Raw genomic sequence first — 18,329 nt, forward strand, 5'->3', positions numbered from 1 at the left:
AAAGGAAACACCCATCATGACGATGACGATCGACAAGATCGGCGACACTGTCGGAGCCCAGGTGATCGGCGCGACACGCGAGCAGTTACTCGCCGATGACACTGTGGCCGAAACCGTGATGGCCGCGCTCGAAGCCAACGGGGTACTGGTTTTCCGCGACCTGCGATTGGACCCGGAAACCCAGGTAGCGTTCTGCCGCACACTCGGACAGGTCGACACCTCACCGGGCCATCATCCGACCGAGGGGATCTACCGGGTCAGCCTCGACACCGCCAAGAACTCCTCGGCGAGCTACCTGCGCGCCACCTTCGACTGGCATATCGACGGCTGCACACCGGAGGACGACGCCTACCCGCAGATGGCCACCGTGCTCACCGCCAAGGCTGTTGCCGCCAGCGGCGGTGAGACCGAATTCGCCAGCACCTACAAAGCTTTCGACGACCTCAGTGCCGCGGAACAGCAATATCTCGCGCCGTTGCGGGTGGTGCATTCACTCGAGGCATCGCAGCGCGGGGTCACCCCCGATCCGACACCGGAGCAGCTCGCGGTGTGGCGACGGCGGCCGAGCAAGGAACATCCGCTGATCTGGACGCACAAATCCGGGCGTCGATCGCTGGTGCTCGGAGCGTCGACCGACCACGTTGTCGGGATTCCCGCGGCGGAAAGCCGGGAGCTACTCGATGATCTGCTGCGCCGCTGCACCGCACCCGACCGCGTCTACCGACACACCTGGGCGGTCGGCGACACGGTGATCTGGGACAACCGTGGCGTCATCCATCGTGCCGCGCCGTATCCGGCGGGTTCGCCGCGAGAGATGTTGCGCACCACCGTGCTCGGTGAAGAACCGATCGAATAGGAGAACACCCATGCCTCGTTGGCCCAAGCCGGCCGAGGGTAGCTGGACACAGCATTACCCCGAACTCGGCACCGCACCGATGTCCTACGAAGACTCGATCTCCCCGGAGTTCTTCGCCCTCGAACGCGACGCCATCTTCAAACGCGCCTGGCTCAATGTCGGTCGCATCGAACAACTGCCGCGCACCGGCAGCTACTTCACCAAGGAGATCAACGCCGCGCACACCTCGCTCATCGTGGTCCGCGACCGCGACGGCAGCGTGAACGCCTTCCACAACATCTGCAGGCACCGCGGAAACAAGCTGGTGTGGAACGAATTCCCGCGCGAGGAAACAGCGGGGACGTGTCGCCAGTTCACCTGCAAATACCACGGCTGGCGCTACGGACTCGACGGCTCACTGGCCTTCGTACAGCAGGAGAGCGAGTTCTTCGACCTCGACAAGCAGACCCTGGGGCTGGCGCGCGTGCACTGCGAAGTCTGGTCGGGATTCATCTTCGTCAACCTGGCCGCCGAACCACGTCAGACACTGCGAGAGTTCCTCGGCCCGATGGTGACCGGGCTGGAGGGGTACCCGTTCGACAAGCTCACCGAGCGCTATTCCTACCGGGCCGAAGTCGGTGCCAACTGGAAGCTCTACCTGGACGCGTTCCAGGAGTTCTATCACGCGCCGATCCTGCACGGGAAGCAGACTCCGGACAACTTCTCCGTCGCCGCCCAGCAGGCCGGCTTCGAGGCGCCGCACTACCAGCTCGACGGGCCGCACCGGCTTGTGAGCACCTCCGGCGTTGTCACCTGGGAACTCGATCCCACCATGCGCAAACCGATGGAAGACATCACCCGCAGTGGATTGTTCGGTCCGTGGGACGTGCCCGATCTGGGGCCGATGCCGGCCGGGCTCAATCCGGCGGGTTGTGACCCGTGGGGGCTCGATTCGTTCCAGCTGTGGCCGAATTTCAGCATTCTGATCTGGTCCGGCGGCTGGTATCTGACCTATCAGTACTGGCCGACCTCGCACAACACCCACATCTTCGAGGGCAATCTGTACTTCACGCCCGCGCGCTCCCCCCGCGATCGCGTCGCGCACGAAATGGCCGCGGTCACCTTCAAAGAGTATGGGCTGCAGGATTCTTCGACGCTCGAGGCGACGCAGATGATGCTCGAATCCCGGGCGGTCACCACATTCCAGCTCAACGATCAGGAGATCCTGCTGCGGCACCTGCACAAGGTCGCCGCGGATTGGGTCGGCGATTATCAGCGCGAGCGCACGGAGGCCAAGCGATGAGCGCACTTCTGCTCCCTGTCGAGTTCGCCGATCTCGAGCCGTTCGCCGCGGTGTGGTGTCTGCCCACCGAAACCGAACGCTACGACCGGCGCCTCGGTTCGACGATGACCGAGATGCAGCGGTTCTACGACGCGATAGCACCGCGCGCCGAGGACGCGCTCGCCTATTGCGACAAGTTCACGATCGACGACCTTCCCGACGACGCGAAAAACCTGATGTATCTGCTGTATTCGATGATTCAGGTTTCCTTTCCGGTCGAGGTGTGGAGCCAGCCACGCATCCCCGACACCGGATCGGCATCGCTGACCTGTGTGATCGAGCCGAGCATATGACCGGGCAGGTCGTCGTGCTGCGCGCTGCGGCCTGGGTCGATGTCGATACCGGGCGGCGGCACACACCGGCGGTGATCGTCGTGGAAGGTAACCGGATCGCCGCGGTCGATCCGGTCGAGGTGCCCGCGGGCGCGCCGGTGATCGAGCTGGGTTCGCTCACGCTGCTGCCCGGGTTGATGGATATGGAGGTCAACCTGCTCATCGGCGGGCCCGACAATCCCTCAGGGCTGCCCAACCCGATGCACGGTGTGCAGGACGACCCGGTGTACCGGACATTGCGGGCCTCGGTCAATGCCCGGACGACCCTGCTCGCCGGTTTCACCACCGTCCGCAATCTCGGCCTGATGGTGAAGACCGGTGGCTATCTCCTCGACGTGGATCTGCACCGCGCGATCGAACAGGGGTGGCTCGACGGTCCGCGCATCGTCGCGGCCGGCCACGCGATCACGCCCACCGGCGGCCACCTCGACCCGACCATGTTCCAGCGTCTGGCCCCGCACATCATGCCGATCACGGTCGAGGAAGGCCGTGCCAACGGAGTGCCACAGGTCCGCGAATGTGTGCGGTACCAGATCAAATACGGCGCCGAAGTCATCAAGGTCTCGGCGTCGGGCGGGGTGATGTCACACGGCACCGTCGCCGGTGCGCAGCAGTACTCCGATGAGGAATTGGCCGCGATCGTCGACGAGGCCCATCGCGCCGGTGTGCCCGTCGCCGCGCACGCCCATGGCGACGCCGGAATTCGCGCCTGCATCCGCGCCGGCGTCGACTGCATCGAACACGGCTCGCTGGCCGAGGGCGACACCATCGCGCTGATGGTCGAACGTGGCACCTTCCTGGTGCCGACCAGCTACCTCTCCGAGGGCTTGGACCTGTCCAAAGCCGCACCGGCACTGCAGAGGAAGGCCGCCGAGGTCTTCCCCAGAGCGCGCGAAACGCTGCGCAAGGCGATCGCGGCCGGGGTCAAGATCGCCTGTGGCACCGACGCGCCCGCTGTCCCGCACGGGCACAACGCGAAAGAACTGTGGGCGCTGGTCGACCGCGGGATGACGCCCGCGCAGGCGTTGCGGGCGGCCACTGTCACCAGCGCCGACCTGATCGGCGTCGATGATCGCGGGCGTCTGCTACCCGGGTTGCTGGCCGACATCATCGCCGTGCCGGGTGACCCCACCGTCGACATCACCACCATCGAGGACGTGCGGTTCGTGATGAAAGACGGTCGCGTCCACAAGCAACCGTGATCAGCGAAACCCGTTCGCCCGCAGACCGAATGCGCGCATCAGATCCGAGGTAGCAATGTCGCCACGTCACCAGCTCTATATCGGCGGGCAATGGGTCGACCCCGCCACCAGCCAGACGATCGAGGTGATCTCACCGCACACCGAACAGCTCGTCGCGCGGGTCGCCGACCCGGCACCCGCCGATGTCGATCGCGCGGTCGCGGCCGCGCGCAGCGCGTTCGACACGGGGCCTTGGCGGCGCACGGATCCGCAGGCGCGGGTGGCGATTGTCCGTGAGCTGGCCGAGTGCTACCGCGCACGTGAAGACGAACTCGCGCACCTGATCACCACCGAGATGGGTGCGCCGATCACCTTCGCGCGCTCGGCGCACGTCACGCTGCCCGGCGTCATGATGCGCGCTTTCGCCGACACCGCCGCCGACTACCGCTGGCAGGAGACCAGAACCGGATTCCTCGGGGGTGACGTCGTCGTCGGTCACCATCCCGTCGGCGTCGTGGCCGCGATCATTCCCTGGAACATGCCGATGTTCCTGATTGTGGCGAAGCTGATTCCGGCGCTGCTGGCCGGCTGCACGGTGGTGCTCAAGCCGTCACCGGAGACACCGCTGGACGCGCATCACATGGCAGAGCTGCTCGACCAGGTCGGGTTGCCGCCCGGAGTGGTCAGCATTCTGCCGGGTGGGCGCGAGGTCGGCAGGCAGCTGGTCGCACACCCGGGCGTGGACAAGGTCTCGTTCACCGGGTCCACCGTGGCGGGCAGACAGGTGGCCGAAGTCTGCGGTGGCGCGCTGCGCCGGGTCAGCCTCGAACTCGGCGGCAAATCCGCCGCGGTCGTTCTCGACGACGCCGACCCCGACGCCGTCGCCACCGGCATGATGGTCGCGGGGCTGATGAACGGCGGGCAGGCGTGCGTCGCCCAGACCCGGGTGCTGGTCCCCCAGCGCCGTCGACACGAATTCGTCGATGCGCTGGCGAGTTCGATCGAACGCCTCACTGTCGGAGACCCTTTCGACACCGCGACGCGCATCGGCCCGATGGTCTCGCGCCGTCAGCAGCAGCGGGTACGCGAATACATCGACCTGGGACAGCGCGAAGGAGCCCGGCTGCTCGTCGGCGGCACCGACCTGCCCGCAGACATCGATCGCGGCTGGTATGTCCGGCCCACCCTGTTCGCCGACGTGGACAACTCCATGCGAATCGCGCAGGAAGAGATCTTCGGTCCCGTTCTCAGCGTGATCGCCTACGCCGACGACGACCACGCCGTCCACCTCGCCAACGACAGCGAGTACGGGCTCTCGGGCTCGGTGTGGTCACCCGACATCGAGCGCGCCACGGCGATCGCCCGCCGCGTGCGCGCGGGCACCGTCGGTATCAACGAGCCCTACAGCATGGATCCCGTCGCGCCGTTCGGCGGAGTCAAGAACAGCGGCATCGGCCGCGAGTTCGGCGCCGAGGGCCTCGCGGGCTACCTCGACACCGTGTCGTTCTCGATTCGCCGGCCAGTGGCGGATTCCGCAGTGGCGCAAGGCGATACCGTCGGCGCTGACCACGCCGCGGGACCACCGACGGAAATCCGCAGCTCATGAACAGCCGACGCGCGCGATCAGGGCAGCTTGATCGCCGACATGTACATCTCGAGGATCGGTCCGTAGAGGTCGACGCCGTCGAGCTCGGTGCCGAGCACGACCGACGGCGTCGTGTGGATGAGCACCCTCGCCATCGTCATCGGTGGAATCAGCGAGGTCGCTCCGAGGCGGTCGAGATTCTCGATGATGAACCGTCCCAACGCTTCTACCGCCTCTTCCCGCCGGGCAGCGACTCGTTGTCTGACCTCGGGGTTGCGCAGCAGGTACAGCGTGAACTCCATGCCGAGCGCGGCGTGCTCGGTACCGCGGTCGGCGCCGAGCCGTCGCCACAGCTCGCCGACCCGGTCCAGCTCTTCGGTGCCCATCCTCGATGCCGCTGCCAGCACCTCGGCGAACATGTCGAAGTAGCGCTGCAGGTATCGATCGTTCACCTCGAGGAAGAGCTCTTCCTTGGTGGCGAAATGCTTGTAGATCGCGCCCTTGGTGTAGCCGGCGGCGTGCGCGATGTCATCGAGTGTCGCCGCCGCGAAGCCTTTTTCGGCAAATACCTCTTCGGCAGCATCCAGGAGCAACCCCCTGGTGCGCTCGAGTCTCCGCTCTCGGGTCCAACGCTCAGCCATGTCAGCGATTATGGCACGAATCTAAGAAACCCTCGGGAATCTCAGATCCCCAGTGGTATATTTCTGTTCGTACAGATACCTCAGGAGCGTGACCGATGACTCCCTCATCGAATTCCACGGCCATCGCCGATTCCCTTCGGACCACCACAATTCATCGAGGAGGTGCGCTGTGAGCGGACCATCGGAACCGAAAAAGGGAACCACCATCACCGAGCCACTCGGCAATGTGGCCACCCTCGGCGCACAAGTTCGATCCACCAGCAAAGCCGTCAAGATCTGGGCCACTCTCGGTGGCTTGATTCTCGCCTTCCAGATATATGTGTGGCTCCGCTGGATCACCGGCCCCAATTTCGAGCGCGTGCCCACCGGACCGAGCGATCCGCCAACCTTCATGAAGGTGATTCTCACCGTCTGGACCGCGGTGATTCTGCTCGGCCTGCCGGTCGGCCTGTATTTCTTCATCATCCGGCCATGGATGCGCGAGCGGCGAATAACGCTCGACGGCATGCTGTTCGTGGCCTGCGGCCTGATGTTCTTCCAGGACCCACTGCTGAACTACTTCAATACGTGGAGTACCTACAACACCTGGATGTTCAACAGGGGCTCGTGGGTGCAGGACGTACCGGGCTGGCAATCCTATGGTGAACCGGGCGCCATGATGGCCGAACCGATCCTGATGAACGCACCGGGCTATTCGTACGGCGTGCTGCTGTGCACGATCCTCGGCTGCTGGGTGATGCGAAAGACCAAGCAGCGGTTCCCCAATATCAGCACTATGGGTCTGATCGGCGTGCTGCTCGTCTGGACATTCTTCTTCGATCTCGTCATCGAAGGTCTGTTCCTGATGCCGATGGGTCTTTTCACCTACCCCGGCGCACTCCAGGCATGGTCGATCAACGCAGGCACCTATTACCAGTGGCCGCTGTACGAAGGACTCATGTGGGGCGGTGTTCAGGCCGGTCTCTGCTCGCTGCGCTATTTCACCGACGACCGCGGCCGGACCATCGTCGAACGTGGCTTGGATCAGATCCAGGGCGGATTCATCAGGCAACAGTTCACGCGTTTCCTGGCGATCTTCGCGGCGGTCAGCACCTTCTTCTTCGTGGGCTACAACCTGCCCGCGCAGTTCTTCGCACTTCACACCGATCCCTGGCCCGAGGATATCCAGAAGCGCTCGTATTTCAATATGGGCATCTGTGGCGAAGGGACCGACCGGCTCTGCCCACATCCTGATCTACCGGTTCCCTTCAGGAACAGCGGCTATATAGATCCGAATGGCCGTCTCATCTTGCCAGAGGGCGCGGAACTGCCGAAGATCATTCCCTTCGCCGACACCGACAAAGGAAACTGACATGAACAGTCGATCCAGCGCTGTACTCGACGTTCCGCCTGCACCGTTCTATCGGGCGGTCGGTGACGAAGTGGAAGTCTTTCGCGCCGCCGCCGTCGGCGGCCTGCCGCTTCTGCTCAAGGGTCCTACCGGCTGTGGCAAGACCCGCTTCGTGGAAACCATGGCCGCCGAGCTCGGCCGGGAACTGATCACCGTCGCCGGCCACGAGGACATGACCTCGGCCGATCTGGTGGGCCGTTTCCTACTCAAGGGCGGCGAAACGGTCTGGGTGGACGGTCCGTTGACGCGGGCCGTCCGGGCGGGCGCCATCTTCTATCTGGACGAGGTCGTGGAGGCACGCCAGGACACCACCGTGGTGATCCATCCGCTCGCCGATCACCGCCGCGAACTTCCGGTCGACCGGCTCGGGGTGACATTGCCCGCGGCACCCGGGTTCCAGCTGGTGATCTCCTACAACCCCGGCTACCAGAGCGTTCTGAAGAACCTGAAGGAGTCGACTCGGCAGCGGTTCGTCGCCATCGAACTCGGCTTTCCGCCGCCCGAGATCGAGCGCGAGGTGGTAGCCCACGAAGCCGGGGTCGACGCCGAGACGGCACGGACGCTGGTCCGGGTCGGCAGTGCTATCCGCAACCTGGACAACTCGCCGCTGCGCGAGGTGTCCTCCACCCGGATGCTGATCCTCGCCGGTGGTCTCGTCGCCGGCGGGCTGAACCTGCGCACCGCCGTGCAATCGGCGGTGGTGCAGGCGCTGTCCGATGACGCGGATATCGTTGCCGCTCTCGGCGAACTCGTCGACGCCGTGCTGCCGCAGCCATGACCGCCGACGATCCGAACGGGCCGGAAAGGTTCCGGTTCCTCGCCACCCATATCGCAGGCAGGTCTGTGGGTATCGCAGAGCTGCCCGCGGGCGGGGCCCCGTATACGAACGGCCAGGTCGTCTTCGTCTCGGGAGGCGGTTCCGGCACCGAGCAGCGCCGCGAAGTGCTCCTGCAGAGCGCGCTGCTCGGCGCCGGGAGCCTGGATCCGGCATTGGTGCGGTCACTGCGGGGGCGTCCCTCGGCAGCGCGCCGCTACTTGGCTCTCGAAGGCCACCGTGTCCTCAGCGAACTCGCCGAACGTCTCCCGGTCGCAGCCGGGCTCGGGCTCGACGCTGAACCGAGAACCGCGACCGCTGCGGATTCACTCGCGGCGGCCAAGGGAAAAGGGAAGATCGACGAGCCACCGGAGTGGTTCGGCACCATCAAACCCGCCCAGTTGGTGGCGTCGGATCCCGGCCCCGGCGGGCGGGCGACCGACCGGGAGCTGCGGCTGGAATTCGATCTCAGCGAGATACCGGAGGCCGACGAGGAGCTCGAGGACAGCGTCGAGAAATCCGAGGAGAGCAAGATTCTCAAACTCTTCGAGAATCCGCTCTTCAGCGGCAAATCGGTGATGGAATTCCTCCGCAGAACAGCGGGCAGTTCACGCTCGGACGGGGACGGGCCCGCCGGCGCCGAATCCCCGGTCAGTGCGGTGCGGCGGGCGCGCATGGTCGGACCGCAGGCCCGGCCGCTGCCCACCCGGATCAAGTTCACCGACGCGGACAAGCCGGGCGCTGCCGCCGGAATCGGCGGCGCTCTGTATCCGGAGTGGGACGTTTTCAACGAGCGGTACAAGCCGGATTGGTGCCGAGTCGTCGACTTTCCGCTGACGGTTCCCACCGATATCTCGGCCGCGCGTGTTCCGCGCGACGATGTGCTCCGGCGGCGGCTGGCTCGGGTTGGGCTGGGCCCCAAGGTGTTACGCGGGCGCGCCGACGGTGACGAGCTCGATATCGAGGCGCTCATCGATCTGTTCGTCGATCTGCGTTCGGGCTTCTCACGGCCGGAGAACGTGTACCTCGAACACCGCAGGCTCGAACGCAATCTCGGCGTGCTGATCCTGCTCGATGCCTCCGGATCGGCCACCGATGCCGATCTGAAGGGCCTGTCCGTGCACGAACATCAGCGCCGCGCGGCCGCCACGCTGGCCGTCACGCTCGAAGAGCTCGGTGATCGTGTGGCGGTGTACGCGTTCCGGTCCGAGGGGCGCCACGCGGTGCACCTGCCCGCGATCAAAACCTTCGATCAGCGGTTCGGTGCCCTCGGACGCGCCAGACTCAACCAGCTGCAGCCCTCGAACTACACCCGCTTGGGGGCCGGCATCCGCGGTGCGGGCGAGATCCTCAAAAACGAAGCGGGAACACAGAATCGGCTGTTGGTCGTGCTGTCGGACGGTTGTCCCTACGACGGTGGCTACGAAGGCCGCTACGCCGAAGCCGATGCCGCCAAGGCGCTCGAGGAGTTGCGTGCAGAGGGCGTGGCCTGCCTGTGTCTGTCCATCGGCGCCACCACGCCCGCCGACGCCCTCGAACGTGTCTTCGGCTCCGCCAGTCACGCGGGCGCGGCGACCCTGAGCGAACTGAGCCCGCACATGGATGAACTGTTTCTGTCCTCGCTTCGGGAACTCGCCGCGCCCGCACCGCGGTAGCGAGACATCGGACCGGAAGAGGAAGGCTCGCAGTGGAACCCAGCACATCCGCGGTCACCGAGATCAAGGACTGGTCGAAGCAATACCACCGGCGCCACCCCATCGCCTCGCTACAGACCGTCGGACGTCAGGTCACGCTCGGGCGCGACGCGTTTCGCTACCTCGTCACCGATATCGCGGCGCGGCGCTTTCCCTTCGACGAATTCGTCGGGCAGGCGGTGTTCATGGTGAAGACCTCCCTGCTTCCGACGGTGGCGGTGGCGCTACCGATCAGTGCCACGCTGTCCATCCAGTTCGGTTTGTTGGCCGGGCAGGTCGGGGCCACGTCGCTGGCCGGGGCGGCGAGTGGGCTGGCGGTGATCCGCCAGTCGGCACCGCTGGTCACCGCCATCCTGCTCGCGGCAGCGGTCGGTTCGGCGCTGTGCGCCGACCTGGGCTCCCGCAAGATCCGCGAGGAGATCGACGCGATGGAAGTCATGGGTGTGTCGGTACTGCGCAAGCTCGTGGTGCCGCGGTTGGCCGCGGGGATTCTCATCGCGATGGCGCTCACCAGTGTCAGTTGCTTTGTCGGATTCCTCGCCGGCTATCTGTTCAATGTCTATGTCCAGGACGGCACTCCGGGCAGCTACATGGCGACGTTCTCCTCGTTCGCGACCGCGGGCGACCTGTATCTGGCGATGGTCAAGGCGGCGGTGTTCGGGGTGATCGTCGTCGTGATCGCGTGCGAGAAGGGCCTGAACACCCGGGGTGGGCCGGGCGGTGTCGCGAATTCGGTCAATGCCGCCGTGGTGGCCTCCATCGTCGTGCTGATGGTGGTCAATCTCGGCTTCACCCAGGTCTACACCATGCTGTTCCCGAGGACGACGCTGTAATGGCCGCCACCTATCTCCCACCGGGTGTTCGGACCGTGCTGACCGTGGCGGCCGTGCCGTGGCGCGGCATCATCAGGTTCGGGCACATGTTCACGTTCTTCGTGCGCGCGGTGGTGTCGATTCCGGTGGCGCTGCGGCAGTACAGCCGTGAATCCCTGCGGATCCTGTCCGATGTGACCTGGGGCAACGGCTCGCTGATCGTCGGTGGCGGAACGGCGGGTGTGATGATCATCCTCGGTGCCGCCGCGGGGGGCATCGTCGGTATCGAGGGCTTCAACGCCTTGAAGCTGCTCGGCATGGAGCCCGCGACCGGGATGATCGCCGCGACCGCCGCCACCCGTGAACTGGCCCCGATCATGGCCTCGATCGCCTTCGCGGCGCAGGCGGGGTGCCGGTTCACCGCGCAGCTGGGCGCGATGCGGATCGCCGAGGAGATCGACGCGCTCGACGCCATCGCGATCCGCCCTGTCCCCTTCCTCGTCTCGACGCGGCTGATCGCGGCGATCGTGGCGGTGATTCCGTTGTATCTGGCCGCGCTGGCCGCGGACTACCTCGCGGTCGAGTTGTTCGTCGGGTTGGTCGGCGGGCAATCGTTCGGCACCTACGCGCACTATTTCGACCTGGTTCTGGGTGGTACCGACATCGTGTTCTCGCTACTGAAGGCGATCGTGTTCGTCACCATCACCACGACGATCCAGTGCTACTACGGCTACTACGCACGCGGTGGACCGCAGGGCGTCGGTGTCGCGGCCGGTCGCGCGATGCGCGCGAGTATCACCGTCATGATCTCGGTGAATCTATTGATGACGCTGGCGCTGTGGGGTTTCGACGCCGGCTCCAGGATCAGCGGGTAGTGCGATGGCGATAGTGTTCGAATCCGATGACCGGCGCCTGTCGAACGCGAAGTTGTTCGTGCGGGGTGTGGCCGCGCTCGCTGTGGTCGCCGCCGCGGTCACGGCGATGGTCGCCCGATCCGAAGGCGCGTTCGCGCAGACCGTCGAGGTCACCGCGATGCTGGTCGACGTCGGCGACGGCCTCCCGAAACGTTCCGACGTCAAATACCGCGGCGTGCTGGTCGGCAGTGTGGCCGAAGTGGTTCCGGCCTCCGGCGGCGCAGCCAACAAGGTACGCATCGATCTGGTTCCCGAACACGCGGCGGGAATCCCGGCCACCGTGACCGCACGTGTGGTCCCGAGCAACGTGTTCGCGGTGCCCTCGATCCAGCTCATCGACAACGGTCCAGGACCGGTGCTGTCGGCAGGCGCGTCGATTCCCGAGGATCACAGCCGTGCCAGTGTGCAGCTGCAGACCTCGCTGACGGCGTTGAGCCGGATCGCCGCCGCGGTCGCCCGGCCCGGCACCGACCCCACCGTCGGGATCCTCGAGACCGTCGAGCGAGCCACCAGAGGCCGAGGCGACGACGCACTGGCAGCCGCGTCCCAACTCGAGCGAATCGTGCGCGCCTACAACGCCGAAGCGGCGTCCGGCGCCGGTCTCCCCCTCATCACCGGGCTGTCCGAAGGCGTCAAAGGCTTACAGCAGTCCGCCCCCGACTTGCTTGCCGCGCTACACGAAGCGGTAGGGCCGATGCGCAGCGTCGCCCAACAGCGAGAGCGGTTGGCGCAGTTGCTGACCGGTGCCGTCGCCACCTCCGAAACGGTCGGTACGGCGATGACGAATCGGACCGAGACACTGATCGATCTCAATGCCCGACTGGGCCCGGTCCTGCAGGTGCTCGCCGCGGGCAGCGACAACTTCGTGCAGATGACGACCTCGCAGACCCGGATCGCGCGCGTGTTCGCCGACGACTTCTGGCAGGTCGACACGCAGAGCGGCACCGCCAAGGTCATCGTCGAACTCACCCCGCACAAGCAGTACACCCGCACCGACTGCCCCCGCTACGGCGAACTCGCCGGGGCGAGCTGCCACAACGGCCCGGCGGCAGGCGCACCCGTCATCGGCGACGCCGACCAAGTGGTCACCCAACTCGAGCCCGAACAAGCCATCGCCGAACGCCTCGGCCTGCCGGTGGAATCGGTCGGCCTCGCCGAACTGTTCGGCCTGGTCGCACCGACGACGGGAGGACCACGATGAAACGCCGACGCGAACTCGCCGGCCTGACCGCGTTCCTGCTCGTCGCCGCGCTCTTGCTGTGGATGGTCCGGGTGACCCTGCAACGCGATGTCGCCGGTGACACACATGCCTATTCCGCGGTGTTCAGCGATGTCTCGGGACTGCGGGTCGGCGACGACGTCCGGGTAGCGGGGGTACAGGTGGGCCGGGTCGACACCATCGCCATCCACGGACCGCACGCGAAAGTCACCTTCCGGCTACGCCAGGATCAACCGGTCTACGGCAACACCCGCGCCGCCGTCATCTACCAGAATCTGATCGGCCAGCGCTACCTCGGGCTCAGCATGGCCGACTTCGGCGCCCCGGCCCGGCTGGCTCCGGGCGCGGTGATCCCGCTCGAACACACTGAGCCCTCCTTCGATCTTTCCGGGCTGCTCAACGGTTTTCAGCCCTTGTTCAGTACCCTCGACCCGGAAGATGTGGACAATCTGACCTCCGCGTTGATCCGGGCGCTGCAGGGCGACGACGGCGCGGTAGCCGCGCTGATCACCGAAACCGCCACGCTGGCACAGACTTTCGCCGGCCCGGATCAGATTCTCGGTGCGCTCATCGACAATCTCACGGTGGTCATGACCACACTGGCCGGGCAGAGTGCCGGGATACAGACAACGATCGCGCAGACGCGCAAGATCTTCGACGGGCTCGAGGGCAAGCGCGAGGCACTGATGGATCAGACCGGCCGGATCGCCACCGTGCTCGCCGATGCCGCGACTGTGGTCAACGGTGCGAGCCCGTCGCTGAACGAGTTCCTGCGTCGAGAACCCGGCTTCGCGAGCCATTTCGTCGACGGCAGGCAACGTTTCGCCTATCTCGGTTTCAATCTTCCGCTACTGCTGCAGTCGATGGTCCGGGCGACCGACGCCGGCGCCTTCGTCAACGCGTATGTCTGTGACATCGCGTTCAGCATCGTGCCGGGGATCGATCCGGTGATCTCGCAGATCCTGGCAGCCGCCTCCCCGACCGGCCGTCCCCAGAACTCCCCGATCTGTAGGTAGGACCATGATGAAGACACTGCGCGCCCTCGTCCGGCGCCTGCCGCGGCCCGGCACGGCGGGCGCCGGGGTCTCCGATACGGACCAGTCGCTGCGTATCGGACTCATCGCCGTCCTCACGATGGTCCTGTTGCTGGTCGCGATGGTCACGGTCAATTCGCTGCAGCTCGGGTCGCGGACCTGGCGCGCGGAATTCGCGCAGGCCGCGGGGATCGGCGCGGGCGACTCGGTGACCTGGGCCGGCATCCCGGTGGGGACGGTCACCAGCACCGAGCTGGTCGGTGACCGCGTGGAGGTGACCATGAAGATCGACGACGAGGTCAGCTTGGGCGCCGACACCGCGGCCGCGATCAAGTTGACCACCCTGCTGGGCTCACGCTATGTGGAACTGCGCTCGACCGGCGCCGGCACGCTGCCCGGCAATCGAATTCCGTTGTCGCACACCACGGTCCCGTACGATCTGGAGACCGCGCTGCAGGATGCCACCACCACCTTCGATCAACTCGACGCCGACCAGATCGCCGAGTCGATGACGGCGCTCTCGCACGGACTCGACGGTGTTCCCGCCCTGATCCCCGGCATCCTGCGCGACGTGCGATCCCTGTCCACCGTCATCGCCACCCGCCGCCAGCAGATCGGCGACCTGCTCACCACGACCGGCCAGGTCAGCACCGTCATCCGTACTCAGCAGGCCGAGATCGGCGCGGTCATCGGCCAGGGCAGCACCGTGCTGGGGCATATCGTCGCCCGGCAGGAAGCGCTGCACCGACTACTCGACGCGGTCACCACCCTGGTCCGGCGGCTCGAACCGATCGTGGTCGGCGAGGCGACCGAGATCGAACAACTGCTGACCGACCTGCGCGAGATGACCGCGATGCTCACCAGCCACGACGACCTACTCCGCAACATCCTGCAAATCCTGCCGGTGCCGTGGCGAATGTTCGCCAATGCCACGGGCACCGGCGCGGAACTGAACGCCAACGCCCCCGACGGAGCGTTCATCGACTCCTGGATGTGCGCGTTGAGTGCCACCGCGGTCGCCGCGGGCCGAGCCCCCTACCTCCAGGACTGCCGATGAGCGTCACCCTGTCCACCCTCAAACTGGCCGTCGTCAGCCTGACCGCCGCCTGTCTGGCCGGATGCTCGTCCGGCGCCGACACATCCACCACCATCACCGCCCGCTTCGCCAACGCCAACGGCCTCTACGAGGGCAACGCGGTCTCGGTTCTCGGGATGCGGGTGGGCCGGATCGTGCGCATCCAAGCCCACGGCGCCGCCGTCGAAATCCAGATGCGTATCAACGGCGGCATTCGGCTGCCCGCCGATGTTCAAGCGGTCACGATCTCGGACTCGATCCTCACCGACCGCCACATCGAACTCACCCCGGTCTATCGAGGTGGGCCGACCTTGGCCACGGGTGCCATGCTGGACACGGCACACACGAAATCGCCGGTCGAGTTCGACGCCCTGTTGTCGATGGCGCAGCAGCTGTCCGGCTCGCTCGGCGGTGACGGCAACGGCTCGGGGCCGGTCGCGGATCTGATGAACCTGGGGTCGGCGGCGACCAGCGGCAACGGCGAGAACGTGCGCGCCGCGCTCAGCGAGCTCTCCCGCGCGCTGCAACTGGGTGCGGATCACGGTGCGGTCACCCGCGACGCGATCACCACCGTCGTCACCAACCTCGACGCGCTGACGGCCGCGGCCGCGCGCAACGACGTGACGCTGCGTGAATTCGGCGGTGCCGTAGCACAACTCAGCGATTTCCTGGCCGAGCAGCAACTGGGCACCGGCGCGACCGGGGCCGCGATGAACAGGATCATCGTGGCGGTGACCGACCTGGTCCGACGCCACCAGGGCACGATCGCCGGTTTGGCGACCGACGCCGACACCCTGACCGGTTCGCTGGCCGCCTACGACTACAACCTCGCCGCATTCCTCGACGTGTTTCCCATGGTTGTCGACAACGCCTACCACTCCGTCGACCAGAACGTCGGCGCACTCCGTGCCACTGTCGATATCAACCGGCTGCTACTCGACGGCCAAATGGTCAAGGAAGTCTGCAACCTGCTGCAACTGCGGAATCTCGGCTGCGCCACCGGGACCATGCGCGACATGGGCCCGGATTTCGGTATCACCGCCATCCTGGCGGGCATCGCGGAAAAGAACGGCCGATGACACGCCAGGGCAAGGCGAGCCGGTTCGTCGCCACCGCCGCCGCGCTCGCCTTGTCGGCCACCGGATGCGCCGTGGGGCTGGACCGGCTGCCGCTGCCCGCACCAGGGCTCGGTGGTGACACCTACACCCTCACCGCGACATTCGCCAACGCCCTCAACCTCCCGACCAAGGCCAAGGTCAAGTTCAACGGCGCCGACATCGGCCAGGTCGAATCCATGTCCGCGCGCGACTACACCGCGGTAGTCACCCTGCGGATCACCTCGACCGTGCGCCTGCCGCTCGGCACGTCGGCAGAGCTGCGGTCGGCGACCCCGATGGGCGATGTCTTCGTCGCGATGAAACCCCCTCGGATCATCGAACCCGGAACCGCCGCCCTCGACGACGGCAGCGACATCGCGCTGGAATCGACCTCGGCCGCTTCGACGATCGAGGAAATGCTCACTCGCGCATCACTTCTGGTCAGCGGCGGCACCATCGAATATCTCACCACAGTGATCTCCGCACTCAGCGAGCATGTCGGTGGCCGCGGTGAGCGACTCGCCGGACTACTCACCGAGACCCGGACCCTGCTCGGTTCGCTGTCAGCCCGGTCGGGACAGATCAACGAACTCCTGCACTCCGCCGCCGATCTCAGCGCGACCGTCGCCGCCCAGCAGGGCACCCTGGCCGACACCGCCGCCGCGGCCGGACCGGCGATGCAGGTGCTGGCCGAGAACACCGGTTCGATCGTCACGCTGGTGGAGCGCATCGACACCATCGCCGCCCAACTCGCCCGGTTCCCCAGCATCCAGGGCACCAACACCACGAGTATGGCCGCCAACATCAACCGGCTCGCCGCCGGTCTCAACGCCGCGGCCACCAATCCCGAGGCCGATCTCGGCGAGGTCAATACCATGCTCGGCATTGTCATCAAGATGATCAGCGGACCCAACGGGCACGTCAAAGCCGACATCACGGGGATCGCGCTCCCCGATCCCGCCTTCCCCAGCACATCCGGTAGCCGAGCTCCCGACCTCACCGACTGGGCGGCCTTCGTCGGGTCGTTACAGCACATGCTCGCCCGACTGGGCAACCGTCTGGAAGGCGCGCCACGATGACCGAGACAACGCAGCGCAGCGTGTGGGAGGGGCCTGCCACCCTGCTCGTCGGCGGCATCCGCCGCGCCCACCACTATCGGGTGGTGGTCTCCCTGTTGGGCCTGTTCGCCATTCTCGGTGGCGCCTGTGGACATCTGATCTTCAACACTCTCGACCTGGATCCGCTGAGCCGGCCATACCAGGTCCGTGTCGAACTGGACCGATCCGGCGGGCTACTGCCTGGACAGGAAGTCACCCTGCGCGGGGTCCGCGTAGGACGCGTCGATTCCGTCGCGGTCGCCGGCGAGGCCGTGGTCGTCGTCGCCGCCATCGACGAGCATGTCCGAATCCCCACCTCCGGCCAGGTCCGTGCCGCGGCCCTGTCCGCGGCCGGCGAACAGTACCTGGATTTCGTCCCGGCCGGTGACGACGGCCCCTATCTGACCGACGGCGCACTGATCACCGCCGATCGCACGTCCACGCCGGTGCCGATGTCGGACATGCTCGAAAGCCTCAGTGGCACCATGTCTCAGATCGATCCGGCGCGCCTCGCGGCGATCTCCGCGGAACTGGGTGCCGGCCAGGCGGGCCCCGACAAGCTGGCGTCGATCATCGATGGTGGGACGTTCCTCATCTCGACCCTGGACACGACACTGCCGCACACGGTGAACCTGCTCCGCAACAGCAGAGTCGTCCTGACGACCCTGCACGACGGTCAGGACGCGCTGCGCTCCACCGCGGCGAACCTGTCCGCCACGCTCGGCGGCGTGTCCTCGATGACCGGCGGATTCGAGCAGCTCGTCGCGCAGACACCACCGCTGCTCGCCACCCTCGACACCATCCTCGCCGAGAACTCACCGACGATGGTCCAACTGCTGGGCAACCTTGTCACCGTCTCCCAGGTCGCCTACTCCCGAATCCCCGCCCTCAACGAATTCTTCTTCCCCCAGCAACGCGCCGGATCGGCTCTGGATGCGGTGACCTCGGCGTTTCATGACGGCGGCGTGTGGGCGCTGGCCAGCATCTACCCCCGCTACGCCTGCGACTACAACGTGCCGCGGCATGCTGGTTCCGTCCCCGACTACGCCGATCCGTACGTCAACGCGGACTGCACCGACCCCGACCCGACACTGATGCCGCGCGGTGCCCGCAACGCTCCCCGACCCACCGACGACCCCGTGCGACCTCCGCCGGTCGGCGACCCCCACCAGACCGCCGACCCCGCGCCGACCGGACCGCTGACCATCCCGACTCCCTACGGCGGCCCCTACGCCCCGGTCCCCCGGTGAGCCATCTCCGCCGCACC

17 protein-coding genes are annotated in these 18,329 nt (G+C 66.3%); 16 read left to right on the plus strand and 1 reads right to left on the minus strand.

Going from position 1 to position 18,329, the window contains the following annotated elements:
• Positions 1-13: 13 nt before the first annotated feature.
• Genes ACQHI0_RS13365 through ACQHI0_RS13385 form a run of 5 tightly spaced genes read left to right on the plus strand, consistent with a single transcriptional unit; the run spans position 14 to position 5,296 of the window.
• Complete coding sequence (locus ACQHI0_RS13365; protein WP_427909157.1) at positions 14-856, plus strand: TauD/TfdA dioxygenase family protein; 843 nt, start codon at positions 14-16, stop codon at positions 854-856.
• Between the two features lie 10 nt (positions 857-866).
• The gene (locus ACQHI0_RS13370; RefSeq protein WP_427908253.1) at positions 867-2,138 is read left to right on the plus strand and encodes an aromatic ring-hydroxylating oxygenase subunit alpha; all 1,272 of its coding nucleotides are present in this window, start codon (positions 867-869) and stop codon (positions 2,136-2,138) included.
• Entirely contained in the window at positions 2,135-2,470 is a 336-nt protein-coding gene (locus ACQHI0_RS13375) for a hypothetical protein (protein WP_427908254.1), read from the plus strand. The genes ACQHI0_RS13370 and ACQHI0_RS13375 overlap by 4 nt, the downstream gene beginning before the upstream one ends.
• Entirely contained in the window at positions 2,467-3,711 is a 1,245-nt protein-coding gene (locus ACQHI0_RS13380) for an amidohydrolase family protein (RefSeq protein ID WP_427908255.1), read from the plus strand. Before ACQHI0_RS13375 ends, ACQHI0_RS13380 begins: the two co-directional genes overlap by 4 nt.
• A gap of 55 nt (positions 3,712-3,766) precedes the next feature.
• Positions 3,767-5,296: an aldehyde dehydrogenase gene (locus tag ACQHI0_RS13385; protein WP_427908256.1), complete on the plus strand. Its 1,530-nt coding sequence runs from the start codon at positions 3,767-3,769 to the stop codon at positions 5,294-5,296.
• A gap of 17 nt (positions 5,297-5,313) precedes the next feature.
• On the opposite strand, the gene ACQHI0_RS13390 is transcribed toward ACQHI0_RS13385, so the two are convergent.
• Positions 5,314-5,916, minus strand: coding sequence for a TetR/AcrR family transcriptional regulator (locus tag ACQHI0_RS13390; protein WP_427908257.1), 603 nt, complete (start codon positions 5,914-5,916; stop codon positions 5,314-5,316).
• 169 nt (positions 5,917-6,085) lie between these two features.
• Between ACQHI0_RS13390 and ACQHI0_RS13395 the strand changes: the two genes are divergently transcribed.
• Genes ACQHI0_RS13395 through ACQHI0_RS13445 form a run of 11 tightly spaced genes read left to right on the plus strand, consistent with a single transcriptional unit; the run spans position 6,086 to position 18,312 of the window.
• Entirely contained in the window at positions 6,086-7,267 is a 1,182-nt protein-coding gene (locus tag ACQHI0_RS13395; protein ID WP_427908258.1) for a spirocyclase AveC family protein, read from the plus strand.
• Between the two features lies 1 nt (position 7,268).
• Positions 7,269-8,084, plus strand: a complete 816-nt coding sequence (locus ACQHI0_RS13400; RefSeq protein ID WP_427908259.1) for a CbbQ/NirQ/NorQ/GpvN family protein — start codon at positions 7,269-7,271, stop codon at positions 8,082-8,084.
• On the plus strand, positions 8,081-9,775 hold the full coding sequence (locus tag ACQHI0_RS13405; protein WP_427908260.1) for a nitric oxide reductase activation protein NorD: 1,695 nt from the start codon (positions 8,081-8,083) through the stop codon (positions 9,773-9,775). Before ACQHI0_RS13400 ends, ACQHI0_RS13405 begins: the two co-directional genes overlap by 4 nt.
• A 32-nt stretch (positions 9,776-9,807) precedes the next feature.
• Entirely contained in the window at positions 9,808-10,647 is an 840-nt protein-coding gene (locus ACQHI0_RS13410) for an MlaE family ABC transporter permease (RefSeq protein WP_427908261.1), read from the plus strand.
• Entirely contained in the window at positions 10,647-11,501 is an 855-nt protein-coding gene (locus ACQHI0_RS13415) for an ABC transporter permease (RefSeq protein WP_427908262.1), read from the plus strand. Before ACQHI0_RS13410 ends, ACQHI0_RS13415 begins: the two co-directional genes overlap by 1 nt.
• Before the next feature lie 4 nt (positions 11,502-11,505).
• The gene (locus ACQHI0_RS13420; RefSeq protein WP_427908263.1) at positions 11,506-12,741 is read left to right on the plus strand and encodes an MCE family protein; all 1,236 of its coding nucleotides are present in this window, start codon (positions 11,506-11,508) and stop codon (positions 12,739-12,741) included.
• A complete protein-coding gene (locus ACQHI0_RS13425) occupies positions 12,738-13,775 on the plus strand; it encodes an MCE family protein (RefSeq protein WP_427908264.1) in 1,038 nt (345 codons plus the stop codon). The genes ACQHI0_RS13420 and ACQHI0_RS13425 overlap by 4 nt, the downstream gene beginning before the upstream one ends.
• 4 nt (positions 13,776-13,779) lie before the next feature.
• Positions 13,780-14,850, plus strand: coding sequence for an MCE family protein (locus ACQHI0_RS13430; protein WP_427908265.1), 1,071 nt, complete (start codon positions 13,780-13,782; stop codon positions 14,848-14,850).
• Entirely contained in the window at positions 14,847-15,947 is a 1,101-nt protein-coding gene (locus tag ACQHI0_RS13435) for an MlaD family protein (protein ID WP_427908266.1), read from the plus strand. The genes ACQHI0_RS13430 and ACQHI0_RS13435 overlap by 4 nt, the downstream gene beginning before the upstream one ends.
• Positions 15,944-17,044 (plus strand): MlaD family protein, encoded by a 1,101-nt coding sequence (locus ACQHI0_RS13440; protein WP_427908267.1) that lies wholly within the window; start codon positions 15,944-15,946, stop codon positions 17,042-17,044. Before ACQHI0_RS13435 ends, ACQHI0_RS13440 begins: the two co-directional genes overlap by 4 nt.
• Positions 17,041-18,312 carry an MlaD family protein gene (locus ACQHI0_RS13445; RefSeq protein WP_427908268.1) on the plus strand — a complete coding sequence of 424 codons (1,272 nt, stop codon included), beginning with the start codon at positions 17,041-17,043 and terminating at the stop codon, positions 18,310-18,312. Before ACQHI0_RS13440 ends, ACQHI0_RS13445 begins: the two co-directional genes overlap by 4 nt.
• The last annotated feature ends 17 nt before the right edge of the window (positions 18,313-18,329 follow it).

Origin of the sequence: Nocardia sp. FBN12 (genome assembly GCF_050320175.1) — a bacterium.
GTDB lineage: Bacteria > Actinomycetota > Actinomycetes > Mycobacteriales > Mycobacteriaceae > Nocardia.